Origin of the sequence: Devosia ginsengisoli, assembly GCF_024707105.1 — a bacterium.
Lineage (GTDB): Bacteria > Pseudomonadota > Alphaproteobacteria > Rhizobiales > Devosiaceae > Devosia > Devosia ginsengisoli_A.
This window is the reverse complement of the sequence record NZ_JANQAJ010000006.1, coordinates 1,070,439-1,087,690: the sequence shown is the minus strand read 5'-3', so window position 1 is coordinate 1,087,690 and position 17,252 is coordinate 1,070,439. Positions and strand designations below refer to the sequence as shown.

The 17,252-nt window shown below is 65.8% G+C and carries 16 protein-coding genes and 6 pseudogenes; 4 read left to right on the top strand and 18 right to left on the bottom strand.

Translation table 11 applies throughout. The annotated features are described in order from the left end of the window. Nucleotides 1-64: 64 nt before the first annotated feature. Nucleotides 65-625: pseudogene (locus NVV79_RS09260) on the bottom strand (fasciclin domain-containing protein). A gap of 226 nt (nucleotides 626-851) precedes the next feature. Here NVV79_RS09260 and NVV79_RS09255 point away from each other — a divergent pair. Beyond that, nucleotides 852-1,781, top strand: a complete 930-nt coding sequence (locus NVV79_RS09255) for an LLM class flavin-dependent oxidoreductase (RefSeq protein ID WP_303988277.1) — start codon at nucleotides 852-854, stop codon at nucleotides 1,779-1,781. Between the two features lie 149 nt (nucleotides 1,782-1,930). On the opposite strand, the gene NVV79_RS09250 is transcribed toward NVV79_RS09255, so the two are convergent. After that, nucleotides 1,931-2,515, bottom strand: a complete 585-nt coding sequence (locus NVV79_RS09250) for a TetR/AcrR family transcriptional regulator (RefSeq protein ID WP_303988275.1) — start codon at nucleotides 2,513-2,515, stop codon at nucleotides 1,931-1,933. Between the two features lie 303 nt (nucleotides 2,516-2,818). On the opposite strand from NVV79_RS09250, the gene NVV79_RS09245 reads away from it, so the two are divergent. Next, the gene (locus tag NVV79_RS09245; protein ID WP_303988273.1) at nucleotides 2,819-3,787 is read left to right on the top strand and encodes a homocysteine S-methyltransferase family protein; all 969 of its coding nucleotides are present in this window, start codon (nucleotides 2,819-2,821) and stop codon (nucleotides 3,785-3,787) included. A gap of 37 nt (nucleotides 3,788-3,824) precedes the next feature. Next, nucleotides 3,825-4,067: a DUF1127 domain-containing protein gene (locus tag NVV79_RS09240; RefSeq protein ID WP_303988272.1), complete on the top strand. Its 243-nt coding sequence runs from the start codon at nucleotides 3,825-3,827 to the stop codon at nucleotides 4,065-4,067. Between the two features lie 130 nt (nucleotides 4,068-4,197). Here NVV79_RS09240 and NVV79_RS09235 read toward each other — a convergent pair whose 3' ends face one another. From NVV79_RS09235 to NVV79_RS09175, 12 genes and pseudogenes are all read right to left on the bottom strand, one after another. Continuing rightward, the gene (locus tag NVV79_RS09235) at nucleotides 4,198-5,607 is read right to left on the bottom strand and encodes an aminotransferase class V-fold PLP-dependent enzyme (protein ID WP_303988270.1); all 1,410 of its coding nucleotides are present in this window, start codon (nucleotides 5,605-5,607) and stop codon (nucleotides 4,198-4,200) included. Nucleotides 5,608-5,805: 198 nt separating this feature from the next. Further along, nucleotides 5,806-6,904 (bottom strand): annotated as a pseudogene (leuB, locus tag NVV79_RS09230) (3-isopropylmalate dehydrogenase). Nucleotides 6,905-6,927: 23 nt separating this feature from the next. Further along, the gene (locus NVV79_RS09225) at nucleotides 6,928-7,347 is read right to left on the bottom strand and encodes a GNAT family N-acetyltransferase (protein WP_303988268.1); all 420 of its coding nucleotides are present in this window, start codon (nucleotides 7,345-7,347) and stop codon (nucleotides 6,928-6,930) included. Beyond that, nucleotides 7,347-7,736 (bottom strand): RidA family protein, encoded by a 390-nt coding sequence (locus NVV79_RS09220; protein ID WP_303988266.1) that lies wholly within the window; start codon nucleotides 7,734-7,736, stop codon nucleotides 7,347-7,349. The genes NVV79_RS09225 and NVV79_RS09220 overlap by 1 nt, the downstream gene beginning before the upstream one ends. Beyond that, a complete protein-coding gene (gene leuD / locus NVV79_RS09215) occupies nucleotides 7,730-8,386 on the bottom strand; it encodes a 3-isopropylmalate dehydratase small subunit (protein WP_303988264.1) in 657 nt (218 codons plus the stop codon). Before leuD ends, NVV79_RS09220 begins: the two co-directional genes overlap by 7 nt. Nucleotides 8,387-8,630: 244 nt before the next feature. Further along, entirely contained in the window at nucleotides 8,631-9,314 is a 684-nt protein-coding gene (locus tag NVV79_RS09210; RefSeq protein ID WP_303988262.1) for a LysR substrate-binding domain-containing protein, read from the bottom strand. After that, nucleotides 9,311-9,691: a LysR family transcriptional regulator gene (locus NVV79_RS09205; protein ID WP_303988260.1), complete on the bottom strand. Its 381-nt coding sequence runs from the start codon at nucleotides 9,689-9,691 to the stop codon at nucleotides 9,311-9,313. Before NVV79_RS09205 ends, NVV79_RS09210 begins: the two co-directional genes overlap by 4 nt. A gap of 22 nt (nucleotides 9,692-9,713) precedes the next feature. Further along, a complete protein-coding gene (locus NVV79_RS09200; RefSeq protein WP_303988259.1) occupies nucleotides 9,714-10,286 on the bottom strand; it encodes a cytochrome c family protein in 573 nt (190 codons plus the stop codon). A gap of 133 nt (nucleotides 10,287-10,419) precedes the next feature. Further along, entirely contained in the window at nucleotides 10,420-10,920 is a 501-nt protein-coding gene (locus NVV79_RS09195) for a DUF3422 family protein (protein WP_303988257.1), read from the bottom strand. A gap of 74 nt (nucleotides 10,921-10,994) precedes the next feature. Next, a pseudogene (locus tag NVV79_RS09185) lies at nucleotides 10,995-11,602 on the bottom strand (DUF3422 family protein); the annotation flags it as partial. Nucleotides 11,603-11,809: 207 nt separating this feature from the next. Next, a complete protein-coding gene (locus tag NVV79_RS09180; RefSeq protein WP_303988251.1) occupies nucleotides 11,810-12,139 on the bottom strand; it encodes a hypothetical protein in 330 nt (109 codons plus the stop codon). Between the two features lie 130 nt (nucleotides 12,140-12,269). Continuing rightward, nucleotides 12,270-13,624: pseudogene (locus tag NVV79_RS09175) on the bottom strand (FAD-containing oxidoreductase). 192 nt (nucleotides 13,625-13,816) lie between these two features. Between NVV79_RS09175 and NVV79_RS09170 the strand changes: the two are divergent. Further along, nucleotides 13,817-14,161, top strand: coding sequence for a DUF2934 domain-containing protein (locus tag NVV79_RS09170; RefSeq protein ID WP_303988249.1), 345 nt, complete (start codon nucleotides 13,817-13,819; stop codon nucleotides 14,159-14,161). Between the two features lie 165 nt (nucleotides 14,162-14,326). Here NVV79_RS09170 and NVV79_RS09165 read toward each other — a convergent pair whose 3' ends face one another. The 4 genes and pseudogenes from NVV79_RS09165 to NVV79_RS09155 all read right to left on the bottom strand — a co-directional run. Further along, entirely contained in the window at nucleotides 14,327-14,749 is a 423-nt protein-coding gene (locus NVV79_RS09165) for a chemotaxis protein CheW (protein ID WP_303988379.1), read from the bottom strand. Nucleotides 14,750-14,875: 126 nt separating this feature from the next. After that, nucleotides 14,876-15,230: pseudogene (locus tag NVV79_RS22590) on the bottom strand (chemotaxis protein CheW). Next, on the bottom strand, nucleotides 15,122-15,709 hold the full coding sequence (locus NVV79_RS22585; protein ID WP_369684710.1) for an ATP-binding protein: 588 nt from the start codon (nucleotides 15,707-15,709) through the stop codon (nucleotides 15,122-15,124). The pseudogene NVV79_RS22590 and the gene NVV79_RS22585 overlap by 109 nt, the downstream one beginning before the upstream one ends. Before the next feature lie 169 nt (nucleotides 15,710-15,878). Continuing rightward, a pseudogene (locus tag NVV79_RS09155) lies at nucleotides 15,879-17,252 on the bottom strand (Hpt domain-containing protein); the annotation flags it as partial.

The following is a 17,252-nucleotide window of genomic DNA, read 5'->3' as shown; positions in this document are numbered from 1 at the left end:
CGCCATCGCATTGTTGCCATCGGGCCCATGTGATCCGCTTTCACGAACGGCTAATCGCGTCGCCTTACTTCGGCAGCAGCACCTTGTTGACCACCTGGATGACGCCGTTCGACTGGTTCACGTCGGTGATCGTGACCCGGGCAATGCCGCCGCTCTCGTCGACGATATAGACGCGACCGCCCTGTTCGACCGCCTTGAGCGTGTCGCCGCTCAGCGTCTTGAACGCCCAGCTGCCGCCGTTTTCCTCTCGCCTTGGCCAGCAGGTCCTCATAGGACCACGCACCGGCGGCGACATGGGCCGTGAGGATCTTGACCAGCATCGCCTTGTTCTCGGGCTTCAGCAGGGTGTCGACGGTACCCGCCGGCAGCGCCGCGAAGGCCGCATTGGTCGGCGCGAACACCGTGAACGGGCCCGCGCCGGACAGTGCTTCGACCAGCCCGGCGGCCTTCACGGCGGCCACCAGGGTCGTGTGGTCCCTGGAGTTGACGGCATTCTCGATGATGTTCCTGGTGTCGTACATCGCCGCCCCGCCAACCATCTTGGTTGCAGCGAAGGCCTCGAGCATGTCAGCGCACCGAATGCGAGGATCGAGACGGCGAGCACGGACTTGAGGCTGAGTTTCATGGCGTTCTCCCTTGTGGCAGCTGTCTGCTGTCCGCCGGGAGCTACGGATGCCCGCTCGCGTTAGTTTTCGCTCTGCTGCATTTTTCGCAATATGTGATCCATCGGCACCTGCCGATGGGGGTTGAAACCGGGACCAGTCAATGCGATCTGAGGTGCATGACCCTCCCCCTCTCCATTCTCGACCTCGCCCCCGTCTCCGAGGGCACGACCTCGTCCGACGCGCTGCGTGAAATCGTCCGCCTCGCCCAGCTCGGCGACGAACTCGGCTTCACCCGCGCTCTGGTACGCCGAGCATCACGGCATGCCCTCGATCGCCTCGTCCTCGCCGGAAGTGCTGATCGCCACGTCTGCGGCAAACACAAAACGCATCCGCCTCGGCTCCGGCGGCGTCATGCTGCCCAATCATGTGCCGCTACGCGTGGTCGAAACCTACCGCACGCTCAACGGGCTGAACCCCGGCCGCATCGACCTCGGCATCGGCCGCGCCGGCGGCTCGGACGGCCGCACGCTCCAGGCGCTGCGCTCGGTCGGCGGCGAATACTTCGCCCAGGAGCTGGCCGAGGCCCTGGCTTTCGAGGAAGGCAATTTCGCGCCCGACCATCCCTTCCATCCGATCCGCGTCGTGCCCGAGAACGTGGCGCTGCCGCCGATCTGGCTGCTCGGCTCGTCCGGTGCCAGCGCGCAGGCCGCCGGCCAGCTCGGCGTCGGCTATGCCTTTGCCGCCCATTTCAGCCAGACCCCAGCGGCCCCGGCCTTCGAAGCCTATCGCGCCGCCTTCACGCCCACCGACGCCTTTCCCAAGCCGCACGCCATCATCGCACTCTCGGCCCTCGTCGCCCCGACCGACGAAGAGGCGCGCTATCTCGCACGCTCGCAGGAACTGATGTGGGCCCTGTTCCACTCCGGCCAGATCCGCAAGCTGGTCTCGCCCGAGGACGCGGCAGCCCACGACTACACCCCGCATGAAAACCGCATCATCGAGGGCCAGCGCCTGCTCTGGATCGTCGGCTCGCCGCAGACGGTGAAGGCCGAGATCGAAAAGAAGGTGGCAGACTCCGGGGCAGACGAGGTGATGATCACCACGACGATGTGGGACTACGACCTGCGGCTGCGCTCGTTCCGGCTGCTGGCCGAGGCGTTTGGGTTGGGTGGGTGACTGCCTGACGCAGACGGCCCCTCCCGACCTCCCCCCCATGAAGGGGGAGGTGAAGAGGAGGGCTTTGGTCTTCATCGAGCCTCACGCACCGGCAGGGCACCTCCCCCTTCATGGGGGAGGATGGGAGGGGGTCGTCTCTATCGGTTAGCTCAGGCTGCCTCTCGCACCACGTGCACGGCCACCGGCTGGAAGAGCAGCTTCACGTGGTTGCGGGCCATCAGCATCTGCTCGGGCAGGACGGTCGGATCGGCGAGTGTCTTGCCCATGATGATGCCGCCGTCGATGGAACAGGCGATCATGCGGGCCAGCCGCGCCGTATCGACCGGCTCGCGCGGCGGATAGACCGCGACGATGGCGTCGAGCTTTCGCCGAAAGAAGTCGTTCCAGTCGCGCACCATCGTGGTGATGCGGGCGCGCATGTCGCGATCGAACAGCCGGTCCTGGTAGCTGAGCGCGGCCACCATGCAGCCGGGGTGCCCGCCGGGCATCTCCGCCATGTGCTCGGCCAGCAGCGTCAGCCCGACCAGCAGGTATTGCAGGGGGTCGTCGCTCAACTCGCCGGCGCGGCCGAACACATCGACCAGCAACTGGTCGAGCGCCTCGCCATGCCGGTCGAGCAGCCCGCTCGCCAGCTCGTTCTTGTCCTTGAAGTGATAAAAGAAGCCGGATTTGGTGATGCCGGCCTCGGCGATCAGCTCTTCGATCGACGTGGCGCCGAAGCCCTTGGCCAGCACCGCCGCCTCGGCGATCTCCAGGATCTCTCGCGCGTCGCATTGCCTTTGCGCATCGGGCAGTCCCTCTCGGTTTACAGTACCTCCAGTACGGTTTTCGAGGTTTCATGACCTCGCGACGATCTCCACCCCAAGTGGAAAATCACCCTAAACCGTTCTGGCTGCTGACCAATTCAGTCGAGACTGAAGACTTTACCGCGTTCCCGCTATCGCTGGGAGAGTAAAGTCGTCATATGTCTCGCCACCCGCGGGACGAGGCAATAGCTCCGTTTCCTGCTACAATCAAGCGCCAAATGGAGAGTCCACATGCTGCAACGGGCACATGAACTTCCCCAGCAGAAGGGCCAGATGTTCGTCACCGATGGCGGCGTCGAAACCCACCTCATCTTCAATCTCGACCAGCAAGTGCCTGATATGTCGGTGTATCTCCTCAACGGCACCGATGCCGGGCGCGAGGTGATGCGCGACTACTACCGCGCCTATATCCCGATCTGCCGCAAGGCTGGCCAGGGCTTCCTGTTCGACACCAATACCTGGCGCGCCAACCCGGACTGGGCGTTCAAGGCCGGGCTCGACATGCAGGGCGCTGCGCGAGGCCAACATCGCCGCCGTCTCGTTCTGCAAGGACATGCAGCGCGAGTTCGCGGCCGCGGGCGTCGATCTCGATCGCCTCCGGCGTCATCGGCCCGCGCCGCGACGCCTGGCAGTACGATCGCCGGCATGACGGTCGAAGAGTCCATATCCTACCACGGTCATCAGATAGAGGCGTTTGCCGACAGCGAGGCGGACTATGTCAGCGCCTATACGCTGACCAATGTGCCCGAGGCCGTCGGCATCGCCCGGCTGGCCAAGCGCACCGGCCTGCCGGTGGTGCTGAGCTTCACGCTCGAGACCGACGGCAACCTGCCGGGCGGCAAGTCGCTCGAAGTGGCGATCAACGAGGTCGACGCCGCGACCGGCGACTATCCGGCCTACTACATGATCAACTGCGTCCACCCGATCCATTTCGCCGAAACGGTGCGCCATGCCGGCCGCTGGGTGAATCGGATCGGCGGGCTCCGGGTCAACGCGTCCAAGATGAGCCATGCCGAGCTCGACAACTCGCCCACGCTCGACATCGGCGACATCACCGACCTTGCCCAGCGCTATGCCCGCCTGATGCCGTTGTTGCCCAATATCCGCGTCATCGGCGGCTGTTGCGGCACCGACCACCGCCATATCGGCGCCATCTGCGACACCTGCCTGCCCGGCAGCCATCACCACCTGCATCCCTGACCCAAAACCGAGCGGGGGGCCGTAAAGGACCGCTCAAATGACCACCTTCGATATCGACGAACGCTTCGTGCCGACCACCCGTCCGGCGCGCCGGAATATCCTTGCCGGCTGGTTCCAAGCGTGGCGCCTGAGCCGCCGGACGCGCATCACGCTGGGCGAACTGTACCGCATGGACGCCTACCTGCTGCGCGACATGGGCATCGAGCCCCAGGACGTCATCGACGCACTGGAGGGACGCGATACGTCGCTGCTGTTCAACCCGGTGCGCAAGCCGGAGTAGGCTGACTGAGAGAGACGACCCCCCACCCTCCCCCATAAAGGGGAGGTGCCGGCGAGTGCTTGAGGCACAATCGAAGATGGAAGCACCTCTTCAGCTCCCCCTTCATGGGGGAGGCCGGGGGGGGCCGTCTCTATCGGTTGGCCCGCACCGTCCGCCATGCCGAAATGATCGCATCCGCCGACATGTCCACGTCATCCGCCGTCGTCTCGCCCGACGACACCGAGATCCGCATCACCCAGTCGCCCTTCCACGCCGCGCCGCCGACGAAGCAGACGCCGTCCTGCTGCACGCGGGCGATCACCGCCTCGGTCGCGGCCTTGCGCACGGCGGCGTCGCCCTCGCCGAAATTGACGATGACCTGGTTGATCGTGACCTCGTTCATGATCCGGATATCCGGCTCGGCGCCGAGCCGCGCAGCAAACTGTTTGGCGAACCCGCAATGCCTGTCGACCAGCTCGGCGACACCCGACCGGCCGAGCGTTTTCAGCATGGCCCAGACCGGCATGCCGCGGGCGCGGCGCGACAGTTCGGGCACGAAGGCCGATGGCACGCGGTCGCCCTGGTTGATCGAGGGCAGGTAGCTGCCCCACTGCGTCATGGCGCGCTGATGCACCTCGCGGTCGCGCACGATGGCGAAGCCGGAATCATAGGGCACCTGCAGCCACTTGTGCCCATCGGTGACCCAGGAATCGGCGCCCTCGATGCTCTCGGTCAGGTGCTTCAGCTCCGGCGTGGCGCGGGCCCAGAGCCCGAACGCGCCGTCGACATGCACCCAGGCCTGATGCGCATGGGCGATCTCGACGATCTCGCCGAACGGGTCATAGGCGCCGGTGTTGATCTGCCCGGCCTGCGCGATGACGATCTTCGGCCCGCTCGCCTTGCCGATTTCGGCGGCCAGCGAGTCCGGCCGCATCCGGCCCTGCCCATCCGTTGCAATGCGGGTGACGCGCCGATAGCCGAAGCCGATCATCTGCAGCGCCGAGAATACCGAGGAATGTGCATCGTCGCCGACCAGCACCGTGACCTCCGGCGCGCCGAACAGGCCATCGGCATCGACATCCCAGCCCGCATCGAGCAGCACCTTGGTCCGCGCTGCGGAAAGACCGACCGCATTGGCGACGGTCGCTCCGGTGACGAAGCCGACCGAACTGCCCTGCGGCAGGTCGAGGATATCGACCAGCCAGCCCTCGGCGATCTCTTCCATCGCCGCGGCTGCGGGAGTTGGCGTGTGGTAGCCCGCGTTCTGGCCCCAGGCCGAAACCATCCAGTCCGCCGCAACGCCCGCCGGATGCGAGGCGCCGATGACAAAGCCGAAAAAGCGCGGGCCGGCCATCGGCATCAGCCCCGGCTCGGCAACGCGCACCAGTTCCTCGAGCACGGCTTCGGGCGCGCTGCCGGTGTCGGGCAACGGCGCCGCAAGCGCCGCGCGCATGTCGTAATAGCCGACCTGCGGCTTGCCGGAATTCTCGGTAAGCGATTGGCGATAGGTCGCGGCATGCTCCACCGCACGACCCAGCAGGTGTCGTAGATCGTAAGTCATATGATGACCTCCCTCGTTACCCGAGCAAGATCATATCGTAGGTGAAGCGGTGATGAATGGAGCTTGCTGAGGGTGCGGGACTGCCCCTCACCCTGGCCCTCTCCCCGGCGGGGAGAGGGGACGCACTTTGCACCGGCAGTGCCACATCGCCCCCTCTCCCCCTCTGGGGAGAGGGTCGGGGTGAGGGGCAGGTAAGCCCTAGCGCTGCAGCTTGCGCAGGATCGCGGCGCCCATTTCTTCGGTGCCGACGGTCTTGCGGTTCTGTTCGCCGATATCGCCGGTGCGCAGGCCCTCGCCGAGCACGTCGGAGATGGCGGCTTCGAGCCGGTCGGCCAGCGTCACCATGTTGAACGAGTAGCGCAGCGCCATCGCAAAGCTCGCAAGCATGGCGATCGGATTGGCGATGCCCTTGCCGGCGATATCAGGAGCCGAACCGTGCACGGGCTCGTAGAGCGCCTTGCGCTTGCCGGTCACCGGATCGGGCGCGCCGAGCGAGGCCGAGGGCAGCATGCCGAGCGAACCGGTGAGCATGGCGGCCGCATCCGAAAGGATGTCGCCGAACAGGTTGTCGGTCACCATCACGTCGAACTGCTTGGGATTGCGCACCAGCTGCATCGCCGCGTTGTCGGCGAGGATGTGGTGGAACTCGATATCGGCATAGTCCTTGGCCACGGCCTGCGCCACTTCATCCCACAGGACGCCCGACTTCATGACGTTCTTCTTGTCGGCCGAGTGCACCTTCTTCTTGCGAGTGCGGGCGAGATCCATGGCGACACGCACGATGCGGTCGATCTCATAGGTCTCGTAGACCTGGGTATCGACGGCGCGCTTCTGCCCGTTGCCGAGATCGGTGATCTCCTTGGGCTCGCCGAAATAGACGCCACCGGTGAGCTCGCGCACGATCAGGATGTCGAGGCCCTCGACCAGCTCGCGCTTCAGCGACGATGCATCGGCCAGCGCCGGGTAGCAGATGGCGGGGCGGAGGTTGGCAAAGAGCTTCCAGATCCTTGCGGAGGCGGAGGAGGCCCGCTTCCGGACGGTGCTCGTACGGCACCTTGTCCCACTTCGGGCCGCCCACGGCGCCGAAGATCACCGCATCGGCGCTCAGCGCCTTCTGCATGTCCTCTTCCGAGATGGCCTGGCCGTACTTGTCATAGGCCGACCCACCGACGAGGCCGGTGTCGATCGTAAAATCGGTCTCGCCCTGGCTGTTGAGCCAGGCCACCACTTTCTCGACCTCCTTCATGATCTCGGTGCCGATGCCGTCGCCGGGCAGGAGGAAGAGTTTCTGGGCCATGTCTGGTCTCGTGGTTGAGGCGGTCAGAACCGCTTGTTGAGGAAGTAGCGGGATGAGCCGCGCGGATGGTCTTCGATTTCGCCGAACACGGAGAAGCCGAGCTTTTCGTAGAAGGGGCGGGCCTGGAAGGCGAAGGTGTCGAGCCACATGCCGGCGAGGCCACGCCCGCGTGCCCAGGCCTCGGCCCGCGCCATCAGCTCCTGGCCGACACCCTTGCCCTGCATGGAAGCCGGCACGCCCAGATACTGGATGAACAGCCAGTCGAACAGCTGGTAGCCGTAGAGACCACCGATCACGGGCTGGCCGTCATCGTCGCTCAGCAGGATCGAATAGGGCTGGTAGCCCGCCATCCGGCCCGACCCTTCCTCGCTCGCCACGATCGCGGCGAGCACGTTGTCGATATCGCCCTGGGTCGGATCGAGCTTTTCGCTATAGCCGGGCATCAGCGGCCGTGCGCGCCGATCCGCGCCGTGACCTCGATTTCGACCTTCATCTCGGGCCGGGTCAGCCCGCACACGATCATCGTCGCGGCCGGGCGGATCTCGCCGAACACCTTGCCGGCGACTTCGACCAGCCCGTCATAGTGGGCCATGTCGGTGATGTAGTAGCGGACGCGGACCGTGTCCTTGATGGTCGACCCGGCTTCCTCGAGCGCGTGCGCGATGGTCGCGAAAGCGTTGCGGGCCTGCTCGCGCACGTCCTCGGGCATCACCATGGTCTTGTAGTCGTAGCCGGTGGTGCCCGAGACGTAGATCGCGTTGCCGTCGACCACGGCGCGCGAGTAGCCGATCTTGGCCTCGAACGGCGAGTGCGACGAGATATGGATCACCATGCCTGCCTCCTCAGCTTCGAACTGGCCGTGAGGTCCGACCTCCAGAGCCAGGGGGGCGGTCGTTCGCCATCTTGGTTTCGAACGAGGCGATCGCCGGATCGGACTTCAGCGTCGTCGCGATATCGTCGAGGCCTTCGAGCAGCACCTGCTTGCGGGCCGGATCGATGTCGAAATGGATCGAGCCGCCATCCGGACCCCGGATGGTCTGGGCTTCGAGGTCGACGGTGAGCGTCGGCGTTGGCGCCGCGCTCGGCATCGTCGAGCAGCAGCGCAAGCTGCTCCGGCGTCACCTTGATCGGCAGGATGCCGTTCTTGAAGCAGTTGTTGTAGAAAATGTCGGCGAAGCTCGTCGAGATCACGCACCGGATGCCGAAATCGAGCAGCGCCCACGGCGCGTGCTCGCGGACGAGCCGCAGCCGAAATTGTCGCCGGCGACGAGGATCTTGGCGTTGCGATAGGCCGGCCTTGTTGAGCACGAAATCGGGGTTCTCGGTGCCGTCCTCGTTGTAGCGCATCTCGGCGAACAGCGCGGTGCCGAGACCGGTGCGCTTGATCGTCTTGAGGTACTGCTTGGGGATGATCATGTCGGTGTCGATATTGATCATCGGCAGCGGCGCGGCCACGCCCGTCAGCGTCGTGAACTTGTCCATGTGCGAGTACCCCTTTCGGTCGGGCGTGTAATGACGCATGAGGCCCGCCGGATCAAGTCGGACATGGGCTCAGGCGTTCGGTCCCGCCATGCTCCCCATGTTCACGGGCACCGTGTATCCCCGGGGCGCCGCTAGTCACACCCGGCGTCATTCCCGCGAAAGCGAGAACCTAGTTGCATCGCCGGCGCCTGGGGCACTGGGTCCCCGCTTTCGCGGGAATGACGGCGGAGATCGGGTGGACACCTCACCGTCGTGAGATTTGATCCTTCAGCCCCTGCCGGCGGCTGCGATGGCCGGCACCGCTTCCCGCTCTCGCTGCGGGGCTTTTCCGGTTGGCGGCAGCTCCTGCACGCTCTCGCGCGGGATGTTCTGGCTGTATTCGTTGCGGCAGAAGTCGGTGAGCCGCTTGAAGATGTTGGCATAGCCCGGCAGCGTCATGAGGTGCTTTGGGCATGGCGAGGACGATCGAGCGGTCCATGCCGCCCAGCGTATAGACCCGGATGCGGCTGCGCACCGAACCCGGCAGGCTGGGCAGCAGCGAGAACGGCACGTGCGCAGTGGCGAGCCCTTCGGCGACGATATCGGCCGCCGCCACATAGGTCATGGCGGTGAAGGTCGGCGTCGCGAACGGCAGCGTGGCGCGATACCACGCATCCGATACCGGCCGCATGGGCACGTTGGCATTGATCTCGACGAAGCGGGTGAAGGCGGGCGGCAGGGTCGCCGGCTTTACGCCCTGCTCAGCGCCTTCGATCGCGCCTTCCGGCACGTCCGCCGGCACCAGCAGCACCATCGGATCCTTGAACAGCAGCGCCGTGGCAAAGCTCGAGCGATCCTCCGCCAGCGCGTCGTCGTTGACGATCACGCAGTTGAGCTGGTGCAGGCGCAGTTGCTCGACCAGCTCGCTGCTGGTCGTGGCATAGGTCACCTCGAACTTGGCAAAGCCCGGCTCGTCGTTGGCGATGCGCGCCGCCGCGGAGAGGAACCGGCCGCGCAGCGTCGAGCCAGCCCGATCCGGAGGAACACCCGGCTGTCGACATAGCGCTTCTCGTGCTCGTCGATGGCCTGGTCGAACTTGCGCAGCACCTCGTCGGAGAACTTGAACCAGTACTCGCCCGACGGCGTCAGGTTGACCGAGCCGGTGCGGTTGCGGTTGATCAGCTGGGTACCCAGCCGCTCCTCGAGCTTGGCGAGTTGCTGGCTGATCGACGGCTGGCTGAGGCCGACGCGACGCGACGCTTTTCGTGATCGATCCGCGATCACGACGGCGCGGAAGATCTGCATCTGCTTGAGGGTGATATCCATGAGAGGCCCGATTTTCTTGCCCCTATGAGAGCACAATAGGGCACATTCGATAAGCCAATAGAATGTCGCAGCGATCACCTCTGCTCGCCCATTGGAACAAAGTCGTAGGCCTAAAACGGCGACGGCCCCTCATCGAGGGAGCCGTCCGAAACGAAAAACCGATGGGCCTGAGAGGCTTACTGCGCGGCGGGGCAGCAGCCTCGGGCACCGGGTCGGTCTGGAAGGTCATCAGGTAGGCGACGAGGTTATCGACCTCTTCCTGCTTCTTGAGGCCCGGAAAGCTCATCTTGGTGCCCTTCACGAAGTCCCTCGGCTTGGTCAGGAACTCGTGCAGCGTCTCGGACGTCCACACGAGGCCGCCGGCGCCGGCATCGACCATCTGCTTGGAATACTTGAAGTCGGCATGGGTACCGGCGACGCGGCCGAACAGGTTGTTCAGCTCGCGCGGGCCTGACCTTGTTCTTGGCGCCTTCGCCGACCGCATGGCACGACTGGCACTTTCGAACACGGTCTCGCCGGCCGCGGCGTCACCCTGCGCGAATGCTGGCGCCGCCATCAGGGCAACCGCGACGAGACCAAGGGCCATCACTTTCATGTTCTCACTCCACTTCAGGCCACCCCAGGGTGGCAGGCGCTATCCGCGCATTGTCACTCGTGCGCCGACACGCACTTTTCCAGTGCGCCTCATCGCACGGGGCAGCGGCGGAGGTCGGTTTGGCCAATGCAGATCATAGTGTTTCTAGTGTGCCTGCCGCCTGATGCGGCGTATGGCAAGAAACACCAGCAGCACCACCAGCGGCGCCGATGCCGCCAGCATCTCGCCCCCTGGTCAGCGGCAGCGCGTCATGCAGCCCCTCGTAGATGTAACCGAGGATGCCCAGTGCGTAATACGAGATGGCGATGATCGACAGGCCTTCGACGGTAAGCTGCAGCCGGTACTGGCTGCGCCCGGTCTGGCTGATCGCATCGAGCACCGAGCGATTCTGCGTCTGGATGGCGAGCGTGATACGGGCATCGAGCAGTTCGATGCCGCGCTGCACCTTTTCGGTCAGCGCCACCAGCCGCTTCTCGGTCGCCTTGAGCGTTGCGAGCGCCGGCTGCGCCCGGTTGTTGACGAAGCGCTCGATGGTAGTGAATTCCCGATCGCCTTCTCGCGCAACCGCGACAGCCGCGCTCGGCACGTCGCCATAGGCCTGGGAGGCGGCGAAGCGAAAGCTCGTCTCCTCCACAGTCCGGCTTCGATCTCGCCCGAGAGCTTGTGCAACGCCTCGAGCGCCGAATGATGCGCATCGACCGTATCGTTGCCGGCCGCCTGCTGCATGATCGAGGCGAGCTGGCGCTCGTAGTCGGACACCCGCCCCCCCATTTCGCGCGCCAGCGGCAGGCCGATCAGGGCCATGACCCGATAGGTCTCGATCTCGAGCAGCCGCCTGACGATCACCCCGATACGGAGTTCGCCGCTGCGCCCGCCGCGACTTCGAACCGGGTGTAGCCGTCCTTGCCGGCGTGGAAATCGGTCGCTGCCTCCGCCCCGCCCTCGAAGATCTGGGAATAGCAGAGGCTGAGCTGGTTGAAGCCGGCGAGCGCCTTCTCACCGACCGTCTCGGTCGGGATGACGTCGATGCGGGTGGCGAGGACGACGAGCAGCCCATCGTGCAGTTCGAGGCCGATGCCTGCCGGCCGGTCGTCCCACTCGTCGGCCGGGCCACTCCAGGTGATGGTCGCGAACTCGTTGTGCAACTCCCAGGTCACCTGCCGCCCGTCATGCTCGAAATCGAGCTGGCGCGCCCAGGACGGACCTTGCGGCGCGGCCCCGGCGATATCGGCCATCTTCTCGTGCAGCGCCCTGAGGTCGGCGCCGCCGTCCGCGCTCATGAAGCCGAGCCGGCGGACGCGGATCGGCGGCGTCATCGGCAGCACCGGCCGGGCATGCGTTTCCGCCTCGATCAGCCGCCGATAGGGATGCTCCTGCCAGATCACTTGTCGCTCCAGGCCGCCTCGGCCGAAAATCACGTCTCGCGGCAGCGTGAACGGCGGCGCCGGCCCGCAATCGTCAGTTTGTCGCGTCGGCGGTGCCAGAGCCAATTCGATAGATAAGCCGGCGTGGGGGAGCAGGCCCTAAGCCTTGCCCAGGGCCTCGACGGCGTAGGTCAGCGCGTTCTCGACCGCGCGGATCTCGACCACGACCGGCGCGACCAGTGGGTCGGTCTCCCAGGTGGTGAAGCCGCGTGCCCTCGCGAATTGCGCCATCTCCTCGGCCCGGCGCCGGACGATCTCGGCAGCAGAACGGGCTTCGCTCAGCGCATCGGCACGGACCGAGTCCGGCGTCTTGGGATTGTTGGCGAGCGATTGCAGCCGCTTGGCGTTCACCCGCCACTGGCGCGCAAACTCCTCCGCCCGCTTCAGGCGGAACGAAACGACCGTATCGCTGAGTTGAGCCCCTCCCATTCCGCCACCATTGATCCGCGCCGCGCCTAAGTCAATTTGCCCATGCCATTTTGGTGGCTGGATGACCGCGCCATGGCAAACGAAGGGCTCTTCTTCATCCTCACCCGCTTCGCAGGGGAGGATGAAGAGTTCACTCCAGCGGTTTCAGGTCGGCGAGCAGGGTCGGCACCAGTTCGCTCACCGTCGGGTGCACATGCATGGTGCCGATGATCGTATCGACGGTCGTTCCCGCCTTCATCGCCTGAAGCAGCGACTGCATCACCTCGTCGCCCTCGATGCCGAGCAGCGCGACCCCGAGGATCTGGCGTGTCTCGGCATCGGCGAACACCTTCATGAACCCCAGGTTCTCGGCCCGCTCGTTGGCGCGGCTGACCCTGGTCATCGGCCGGGTCGCGACCAGCGCCTTGCGGCCCGAGGCCCGAACGTCCGCCTCGCACATCCCGGCCCGGCCGAGCGGCGGGTCGATATACATGGCGTAGGCCGGCACCCGCTCGCTGACCTTGCGGTCGGCGCCGTCGAGCAGGTTCTGCGCCACGATCTCGAAGTCGTTGTAGGAGGTATGCGTGAACGCCCCCGCCCGTTCACATCGCCCAGCGCGTAGATATGCGGCACGCTGGTCCCGAGCTTGTCGTCGACCGCGATGTAGCCATCGGCATCGAGGGCCACGCCCGCCTTGTCGAGCTTGAGGTCCTCGACATTGGGCACCCGCCCCACCGCCAGAAGCAGGTGGCTGCCCACCGCCTCGCCACCCCCGTAGCGCACCGCGATATCGTCACCACGCCGCTCGGCCGACATCTCGCCGGCGTCGGTGACGATGGTGATGCCCTCGCCCTCGAGGATCTGCCGGATCGTGTCGCGCACATCGGCATCCTCGCGCGACGCCAGCTTGCCGCGCGCCAGCACCGTCACCTCGGAGCCGAAGCGGCGGAACATCTGCGCGAACTCGAGCGCGATGTAGGAACCGCCGACGATGACGAGGTGCCGCGGCAGCACATCCAGTTCGAGCAGCGAGGTGTTGGTGAGATAGGGCACGTCCTTCGCCCAGTCCGGCACCACCGGCCGCGCACCGGTATTGAGGAATATCTGCTTTCCCTCGAGTTCGACGCCGTTGACCTCGACCGTGTTCGGCCCGGTGAACGCAGCGGAGCCGCGCAGCACCGTCAGGTTCGCCGTGCTCTCCATCCAGCCGTCGAGCCCCTCGCGCGAGGCGCGGACGATCTTGTCCTTGCGTGCCTTCACCGCCGCCATGTCGACGACGACCGGCCCGGTGGAGACCCCGAAATCCGCCGCCCGCCGCGCCAGATAGGCAACCCGGGCCGAGGCGACCATCGTCTTGGTCGGCTGGCAGCCGTCGTTGACGCAGGTGCCGCCCATGAAGCGCCGCTCGATCAGCGCGACGCGCTGCCCGGCGTCCGCGAGCCGCGCCGCAAGGAACGGCCCCGCCTGCCCGCCCCCGATAACGATGGCGTCGTAAGGTCGGCTCATGACTGGCTCCCGCTGTTCGGCGCGCGAGTTTAGTCGGCTACGGCTCGCGGCGGAACCTCCCCTCCACGCAAGTTCATGACTCGTCTGCGATGGAGGGCCTTCGCGGCGGCGCGCCGGACTGCTAGCCTGTCCTCACGTCTGCAACAGGGTGGTGCGCCATCCCGGCGCCCCCCGGCTCACGAGGGAACGACGATGCCCGCCAAATCCAAGTCGACCGACGCTGCCTCGCTGCTCAGCGAAGAAGCCATTCGCGACCGCGCCTATTTCATGTGGGAAGCCGATGGCCGTCCCGACGGCGGCCACGATCACTACTGGAGCCGCGCCCACGCCGAGGCCACCAAGGCCTTCATAGAAGCGACCAGCAACGGCGTGGCCAAGGCGACCAAGGGCAAGACCGCCAACGCCGCCCCGCCGGCCGTGAAAGCCACCAAGGCGACCAAGGAAAAGGTGAAGGCCAAGGCCAAGCCGGCCAAGGTCGCCGAAGCCAAGCCCAAGAAGGCAACGAAGCCCCGGGCGGCCGTGCCGGCGGCAAAGTAGAAAACACCGTGCCGGGGAAAGGCCCCCTCACCCGGCCCTTCGGGCCGACCTCTCCCCCAAGGGAGAGGTGGTGTTGGTGGCGAAATCGTGCCCCATCGGCACCTCTCCCTATGGGGGAGAGGTCGCCGCGTAGCGGCGGGTGAGGGGCCTTCTCGCCTAAGCCGACTAAGCGTCGAGCTTGGAGCTCGCGCCCGAGACCACGGCATGCAGGTCGATCAGGCCGACCATGCGGCTGTCATGGGTGACGATGCCGTTGAGCAGCTCGGTATCGATCGAGTTGCCCTCGGGCACGTTGTGGATGTCTTCCTTGGACACGGTGAGAATGTCGCTCACGGCGTCGACGAGAATGCCCACCCACTTTTCGCCCACGCTCATCACCACCACGACGTGGTTCTTGGTCGGCGAGGTCTGGCCTTCGCCGAAGCGGGCGCGCAGATCGAAGATCGGCACGATGGTGCCGCGCAGGTTGATCACGCCGCGCACGAACTCGCGCGTATTCGGCAGCGGCGTCGCCCCGTTCCAGGCGCGGATTTCACGCACCGTGGTGATCTCCACGCCATAGGTCTGCTCGCCGATCGAGAACGCGATCAGCTGCAGGCTGTTGTGCCCGGCAACACCGCGCCACCCCCGTCGTCACGCAAAGCCGAGCGCTTCCATGCTGTTCTGCCTTTCCTGCCGGCCGGTCCTGGCCGGCGCTACGCTGTTCCGCACCCCTCAGGCTGCACTCTTGTGCTTGAGAACCTGTGATTTGAGCCCCTGCACGTCGACGATCAGCGCCACATTGCCGTCGCCCAGGATCGTGCCGCCGGCAATGCCCTCCATCGACTGGAAGTTCTCTTCCAGCGATTTGATCACCACCTGCTGCTGGCCGATGATGTCGTCGACGATCACCGCTACCTTGACCCCGCCCTCGGCTTCGCACAGCACCACGAACCGGTTTTCGCGCTCGGCGTCGGTGTGTCATTTCGAAGCGGCTGGCCAGATCGATGACCTGCACATACTCGCCGCGCACCTGCAGCACCTGGCCGCCCGATGGCACCCGCTCGAAGCTGGCGCGCGAGCACTGGATGGTTTCGACGATCGAGGAGAGCGGCACCACATAAGGGCGCCGCGCCGACCTTCACCAGCATGACGTCGAGCACGGCCAGCGTCAGCGGCAGGCGCAGCGTCATCCGGCAACCCTTGCCCGTCCATGAGCGGCACATGCACCGAGCCGCCGATCTTCTTGATGTTGGAGAGTACCACATCCATGCCGACGCCGCGGCCGGAAATGTCGCTCAGCGCCTCGGCCGTCGAGAAGCCAGGCGCAAAGATCAGTTGATCGATCTGCTCGTCAGTGGGATTCACATCCGGCGCAACCACACCCTTGTCGCGCGCCAGTTGCAGCACCTTCTCCCGGTTGATGCCGCCGCCATCGTCCTCGACGATGATGAGGATATTGCCGCCCGCCTGCTCGGCCGAAAGCCGGATCGTGCCCGTCTCCTGCTTGCCGCGCCCGAGGCGCTTTTCCGGGGTCTCGATGCCGTGATCGGCCGAGTTGCGGATCATATGCGTCAGGGGATCGCTGAGCTGCTCGATCACCGTCTTGTCGATTTCGGTATTCTCGCCGATGGTCTCGAGCTTGATCTTCTTGCCGGTCTTGCTCGCCAGCTCGCGCACCAGGCGCGGCATGCGCGAAAAACACCGATTTGACCGGCTGGGCGCGGATCGCCATCACCGAATCCTGCAACCCGCGCGTCGTCTGCGCCAGCACTTCGAGGCCGCGCACCAGCTCGGTATAGCGGGCCCGCAGCGTCTCATCCATCTGCTGGGTCAGCATGGACTGGGTGATGACCAGTTCGCCCACCATGTTGACCACGCGGTCCACCTTGTCGAGATCGACGCGGATCGACTGCACGCCCACGCTGCGATTGCCGCCGCTTTCTTCGCCCTCGCCGGAGGGCGCCGCAGCGCGCAGCGGGGTCACCGCAGCAACAGGCGCCGGCGGCTTGGCGACGGGGCTGGGCTGGATGGTCTCGGCCAGTTCGGCAAAGCTGAGCGTCGGCGGCTCTTCGAAACTGTCCTGTGCGGAGACGGGCGCGGGTTCCGGTTCGGGGGCAAACTGGGTTTCGGCCGCAACATCGGCATCGGCGGTGAAATCGAGCAGGCTGGCCACTTCATCGTCGGCCAGCGCCAGAAGGTCGGCCGGATCAGGCTCATCGCTCGCCGCCGGTGCCGGCTCGGGCATCACGGGCACAGGCGCAGGTGACACCTCGAACGTAGTCGCATCGCTGCCAAGCTGCGCCACCGCAATATCGCAATCGCCCTCGACGAATTCGAAGACCTCGCGGATCATCGCTTCGGTCAGCGAGGGGGAAATCATGGTGATCTCCCAGGAGCAATAGACCGCAAAGGGCTCGAAATCGCTCAGCGGCGGAATCTCTTCCAGCACGGGGCGCACATGCATCTCGCCCAGGGCCGCCAGTTCGCGGAACAGCAGCAGCGGATCGTTGGCGCGGGCATAGAGCGCCCGGTGCGGCGTGAAGCGCACTTCCCAATGGCCCGGCTCGATCTGCATCGGCGCGGCCTCGAAGGCGTCATCGGCCAGCGCTTCCCCTTCTGCCGCGACAGCAGGCGCCTCGGGCGCATCGAGATTGACCATGACCGGAGTGAAGTCGATGTCGAATTCATCGAGCGGTTCGCCGTCTTCGTCACCGGGGGCGGCATCGCCGCGCGCCAGCGCATCGAAGCGCCCCTTCTCGTCCATGCCGTAATCGGCGGGCAGGGCCTCGCCGGTCTGGGCCGCCTTGACGTGGTCGGCCACAATATCATTGGCGCGGATGCACAGCGCCACCACGTCATCGCTCATCTCGATGCGGCCATCGCGCACATAGTCGAGCAGCGTTTCATAGGCATGGGCAAAGCCCACCAGCGCCGAAAAACCGAAGGCACCGGCGCCGCCCTTGATCGAATGGATGGCGCGGAACACCGCGTTGAGGCGGTCGGCATCGCGCTCACCGGCTTCGATCGCGGCGAATTGCTCCTCGAGCTCGGTCAGCAGCTCGGAGCATTCATCGAAATAGGTGGCTTTGAAATCGTCCAGATCGCTCAT

Excerpts from the sequence above, each read along its gene's own strand:
- NVV79_RS09240 (WP_303988272.1), top strand. The coding sequence starts at position 3,825 with ATGACCACCTTCGATATCGACGAACGCTTCGTGCCGACCACCCGTCCG.
- NVV79_RS22585 (WP_369684710.1), bottom strand. The coding sequence starts at position 15,709 with ATGATCCGCAACTCGGCCGATCACGGCATCGAGACCCCGGAAAAGCGC.
- NVV79_RS09235 (WP_303988270.1), bottom strand. The coding sequence starts at position 5,607 with ATGACTTACGATCTACGACACCTGCTGGGTCGTGCGGTGGAGCATGCC.
- NVV79_RS09220 (WP_303988266.1), bottom strand. The coding sequence starts at position 7,736 with ATGGTGATCCATATCTCGTCGCACTCGCCGTTCGAGGCCAAGATCGGC.
- NVV79_RS09200 (WP_303988259.1), bottom strand. The coding sequence starts at position 10,286 with ATGAAAGTGATGGCCCTTGGTCTCGTCGCGGTTGCCCTGATGGCGGCG.
- NVV79_RS09225 (WP_303988268.1), bottom strand. The coding sequence starts at position 7,347 with ATGCCCGGCTATAGCGAAAAGCTCGATCCGACCCAGGGCGATATCGAC.
- NVV79_RS09170 (WP_303988249.1), top strand. The coding sequence starts at position 13,817 with ATGCCCGCCAAATCCAAGTCGACCGACGCTGCCTCGCTGCTCAGCGAA.
- NVV79_RS09245 (WP_303988273.1), top strand. The coding sequence starts at position 2,819 with ATGCTGCAACGGGCACATGAACTTCCCCAGCAGAAGGGCCAGATGTTC.
- NVV79_RS09180 (WP_303988251.1), bottom strand. The coding sequence starts at position 12,139 with ATGGGAGGGGCTCAACTCAGCGATACGGTCGTTTCGTTCCGCCTGAAG.
- NVV79_RS09205 (WP_303988260.1), bottom strand. The coding sequence starts at position 9,691 with ATGGATATCACCCTCAAGCAGATGCAGATCTTCCGCGCCGTCGTGATC.
- leuD (WP_303988264.1), bottom strand. The coding sequence starts at position 8,386 with ATGGACAAGTTCACGACGCTGACGGGCGTGGCCGCGCCGCTGCCGATG.